4 protein-coding genes are annotated in these 4507 nt (G+C 41.0%); 1 reads left to right on the top strand and 3 read right to left on the bottom strand.

From position 1 onward, the window contains the following. Positions 1-218: 218 nt before the first annotated feature. Together M2R47_RS09140 and M2R47_RS09145 are read right to left on the bottom strand one after the other, a co-directional pair. A complete protein-coding gene (locus M2R47_RS09140; protein ID WP_249102418.1) occupies positions 219-1634 on the bottom strand; it encodes a relaxase/mobilization nuclease domain-containing protein in 1416 nt (471 codons plus the stop codon). Positions 1635-1674: 40 nt separating this feature from the next. Next, complete coding sequence (locus tag M2R47_RS09145; RefSeq protein ID WP_249102422.1) at positions 1675-2013, bottom strand: MobC family plasmid mobilization relaxosome protein; 339 nt, start codon at positions 2011-2013, stop codon at positions 1675-1677. 522 nt (positions 2014-2535) lie between these two features. Here M2R47_RS09145 and M2R47_RS09150 point away from each other — a divergent pair. Further along, positions 2536-3831 carry a replication initiation protein gene (locus M2R47_RS09150; RefSeq protein ID WP_249102426.1) on the top strand — a complete coding sequence of 432 codons (1296 nt, stop codon included), beginning with the start codon at positions 2536-2538 and terminating at the stop codon, positions 3829-3831. On the opposite strand, the gene M2R47_RS09155 is transcribed toward M2R47_RS09150, so the two are convergent. Continuing rightward, the gene (locus M2R47_RS09155) at positions 3818-4453 is read right to left on the bottom strand and encodes an Abi family protein (RefSeq protein WP_249102430.1); all 636 of its coding nucleotides are present in this window, start codon (positions 4451-4453) and stop codon (positions 3818-3820) included. The genes M2R47_RS09150 and M2R47_RS09155 overlap by 14 nt on opposite strands. Between the last annotated feature and the right edge of the window lie 54 nt (positions 4454-4507).

A 4507-nucleotide genomic window follows, 5' to 3' on the forward strand; every position in this document is an offset into this window, starting at 1 on the left:
CGATAGGGTATTTTTGATATTCGGATAATTTTCACTTGATTTCATAGGAATAAAGCCTTAAAATATTACTGTTTGCTAGGGTCTATTGAGGGCTTACGCCTACCCCCTAGTATTAAGCGAAAAGCCCGCCTTATGGTGGGTTTTTCTTTTTGTGCTATGATAAACCAAAGCATTTGATAATTACAAAACTTTTGGGGGCTACTAACGGTTAGTCAAAATCAACGCCCAAACCCAAAGCCCTTGCCCCTGTCTAGGGCTTTTTGTTGTTCTGCAACAAGGTCATTAGCCTGCTGTTCTCGCTGTTTAATTTGGCGTTCTGTGTTGTCAATTTGTCTATTAGCCCCTGTAATTGCTCGTTCTGCACGGTCAAAGACTGATTGACTGCCGTTAATTGCGTTATCTGCTCGCTCTGCTTGGCGGTCATTGTTTGTAAGTCGTCTAATTGCTGTTCTAGTTCGGTCAGCAAGGCGTTGTAATCGTTCAAAAAGCTGTTTTGCACGGTCAAAAACCCCTATTTGGCTCTGATTTTCATTGTTAGAGTTCCGTTCTGATTGGTAAAACTCTCCGCTTTCTTGTCCTTGCTCGCTATGTAGTAATAACCATCGCTCTCTGATAGGTTCAATTTGGCTAGTATTTTGGCTTGTGTGGGTGATTTGTCTATCTGCTCCTGTATCTGTGCCAGCAACTCTGTTTGGTCTTGGGACTTCTTGTAAAGCCACAGATTGCCAAGCCCTAGCCCTATCATCAAAACTACCATTATGGCTGATGTGGTTGCTGTAATTTTGTTGATGGTCGCCAATTTGGATAGGCTCTGCCGTATAGTCGCTTGTTGGTCGTCTAAAACTTTTTGTGTTGCTTTCAGATTTGATTGTAATAGCTCGTTGTAGCTTGCCAAGTGCTGACTGGTAACGCTCTGTATTTTCTCGGTCATAATCCTGTCTTGTTCTTGTGCGTTCCGCTCCAAGTTCGCTACCAAATCGTCTATTTTCATAAATAAAGCCCTCTAATCTGATGTTTCTTTTGCCGTTTGGATTGGCAATGCTGATTGATTTGTCTGTGGTGCGTTTAATTTCAAATCCTGACTGCTCTAACAGCTCTATAACGCCCTTGCGGTCTGTTATATACCCTTTGTCTATACGGTCGGTTATAACCGCCCCTATACTCTCTTTTATCGATTGTATGTCCTTTGGTAGGTTGTGAGGGTCAATCTTGATTGCTTGGGCTTTGCGTGGGTCGTTAGGGTCGGATAATTCGTAGTCGTGGTTAATGACCTGTTTCCAATTCTCAACCAATGGGCGGTCTATGCGGTCATAATACGGTTGTAGGCGTTTGCCTGTGGTTAATTCAACATTGGGGACTACAAAGTTAAGTTCTAGGCGGTCTTTGTCTTTGTGTTCTATCCAAGTGATGTCATATTGGTCTTGGTCTAGCCCTGCAAATAACGACTGTTCAAAACTCGCCATAATTTCACGCTTGGCGGTCTCGTCAAGGTCGCTTTCTTGGAAGGATAACACGCCAACAGTATAGCGGTTTTTAAACTCTAAATTATCTGCTAACCGTTCGGTTAATTCTGGATTACCCTGCAATACTTTGGCGTGTTCTCGGTCTCGGTCTTTGCCTAGCAAATAATTCATTGTTGCCCCGCACGAACCATTCCCTTTGTTGGGTAAAAATTTAACTATCATAGCGTTTCAAAAGTTCGTCTAACTGTTCACGAATTACAGCCAATTCCCCTAGTAGCCGTAAACGGTCTATTTTGCCCCCTAATGCGTCCGTATTGGCGTGTTTGGCAATTTGGTTAAGGTTTCCCCCTATCTTGCCTAATTCACGCAGTAGAAGTGGCTCTACGGGCTTGTATTTGCGTTTCTCACTTTTTACCCCTAAACAGGTATCACGGACCCAAGCCCCAATTCTTGCATTAGTTTTTTTATCCTGCAATTCTTGGTACTCAGCATCGGTTAGCCAAACTGTGATAGATTTGGTTCGTTTTGGTTGCTTTGATTGGTGGGTCATTTTTTCTTTTGTCTTTTCAACTGGGGTTTGGGGCTTGCCCCAATCGGCGATAGCCGACAGGGGGTTAAGGGGGTAAACCCCCTTGCAAGGTCATAAATGATTAGCGATAGCGGTTCATTTTGTGTCCTTGCCCTTTACTATTTTTTGTTAATTTTACTAGGTTAGAAAGACAAAAGAAAGGGATTTTAGGTCAAAAATTCAAAATTTTTGAAAAAGGAGAACAGTGGAGGACGGTATTATTTAATTATTATATATTATTATATTATAGGGGCGATTTTTCTTTTTAAAATCAATGGTTTACGCACTTATAAACGGAGAAACCCCTGAATTCAAACGGAGAAACCCCTGAATTCAAACGGAGAAACCCCTGAATTCAAACGGAGAAACCCCTGAATTCAAACGGAATTTTAATATTTTTTCCGTTAATGTATTCCTGAGCGAGCTTTCCATATATAAGGAATTGATTGTATTGTTTCCGTTTGATATAATAAACCTAATTTTTGAATGTGGTTGGGGACGGTTATGTCTGATTTTGTCCAAAATGCCAGCTTTTATGTTGAAGGCAAAGAAATTGAAATTTTTAAATCGAATGCGTTGGTTGAAGGTGCTTTTGACTTGTCGCCAGCCGAACACGATTTAATGACTTTGGCAATTAATAAGTTGTTTAGTCAAGGCGTTGGGGGCAAAGAAGTTTTTATTTCTGCTAAAGAGTTTGCGATTGCTAATAAAATTAGTGAGAAATATGCTTATGAGGTTTTGGCGGAGACTGCTACCAAGCTGCATAAGCGAAAATTTAAAGCCAAAATTTACAAAGATGATTTAAAGCGATTGGCAGGCGAAGAAGACTCTTACAGTATTGCACGCCCCAAAGGAAAATTTGAATTGGTGGATTTGCATTCTTATTGGGTTCAAAGTGTGGGCTATCAAAAAGAAAGTGGTTTTATTTATTTGATTTTTTCAGATATTTTGGCGTATTTAATCCAAAAAACAGGGGAAGCCTACACTAGATACCCCTATGAGAAAACCATAGATTTAAAGCGTTTTCACACAAAACGCCTTTATGAATTTTGTTGTAAGCGAGCAGGAGCAAAACCGCCACAGGGTAAAAAACACCCACAAGTTACAATGGTGGTTGATGAATGGAAAGATTTTTTTGGGTGCATTGATAAATATAGTGCGGTTAATGATTTTAAGAGATATGTATTAACACCAGTTATCAAAGAACTGAATGAGCAAGGCGAATTTGAATTAACTCTTGAACAGGAGAAAGTAGGCAAAATCATCACGCATTTTACGCTGATTATCAATGATAAACGCACCAAAACCGCCAAAATTGATAAAATGATTAGCGATAGCCGAGACCCTAACACGGTGGACATCATACACGGCTTGACCGATAAGGAGCTTGTTATCGTTCGTCAAAAAGTCGCTGATTATATCGTCCATTTGGAAAGCAAAGGGCAATCAGTAAATGATTTTCACAGAAAAAACATTGAAAATAAAGCCATTGATGAGCGTTGGGGGCTTGATGAATATTATGAGCAGTTGCAGAAAGCCGAAAACGAACGCCTAGCACGCAAGGAGCAGGCGGAGCGTGAAAGACAAGCCAAACTAGCGGAACAAGCCAAAAAACAACGCCAAGAAAGCGAGAATAAGGCGTTTATTGAGTATTTTGAGAGTTTACCCCAAGATGAGCAAGAACGCATTACAGACGAAGTTTACACCAAAATTGGCAAGGTAGGTGAAATGCTGGACAGAAATACCGCTTACACGCACCCAATGGTACGCCATATTTTTAAGCAGGTTATGGGGGTGTAGGTGTGATTTTTAGTAAATCATCAACCCTTTGCCACGATTTTACCCAGTCTGCCGTCTCTTGTGAGCAGTAGCCAATGATTTTGATAATCCGCTTGTAGTCGCCTTGTAGATTGCGGTTAAAAATTGGCTCGTGGTGGGCGATACGGTTTCTTAGTTTTCTGATTTTTTCAAGATTATCAAATAATTCTGCTCTCATTGCCTGTAAATCTGCGTGCTTGGCATTGGGTAAGGCAACCGCCCAATGCTTTTTCCAAATTTCATCATCAAAGCGAACGGTAAAAAATCCTTGCCAAAATACAAATGGCAATTCGCAAATGGTCTGTTCTGTGGTCTCTTGTCGTGCGTCCAAAAGCTCGTCTCTGCGGTTTTGTTGCATACTGCGGACAAATCGCACATTGAACGCCCAATCTGTGCCGTGTTCGGCTTGTATGGCGTTGGCAACTGCGTTTCTGATAACAACTTCACACACCGCCAAACATTCAAACAAGGCGGACGATATTTGCAAGTTCCATTGATACAAACTTAATGCCTGTTCGGTGTTTTGGGTAAATTTCTCATAGGTGGCAAGGCGTGAATGCGATAGGGTATTTTTGATATTCGGATAATTTTCACTTGATTTCATAGGAATAAAGCCTTAAAATATTACTGTTTGCTAGGGTCTATTGAGGGCTTACGC

Source organism: Moraxella oculi (assembly GCF_023336735.1).
Classification (GTDB): Bacteria; Pseudomonadota; Gammaproteobacteria; order Pseudomonadales; family Moraxellaceae; genus Moraxella; species Moraxella oculi.

Coding starts and splice junctions, on each gene's coding strand:
- M2R47_RS09150 (WP_249102426.1), top strand. CDS start 2,536: ATGTCTGATTTTGTCCAAAATGCCAGCTTTTATGTTGAAGGCAAAGAA.
- M2R47_RS09140 (WP_249102418.1), bottom strand. CDS start 1,634: ATGAATTATTTGCTAGGCAAAGACCGAGACCGAGAACACGCCAAAGTA.
- M2R47_RS09155 (WP_249102430.1), bottom strand. CDS start 4,453: ATGAAATCAAGTGAAAATTATCCGAATATCAAAAATACCCTATCGCAT.
- M2R47_RS09145 (WP_249102422.1), bottom strand. CDS start 2,013: ATGACCCACCAATCAAAGCAACCAAAACGAACCAAATCTATCACAGTT.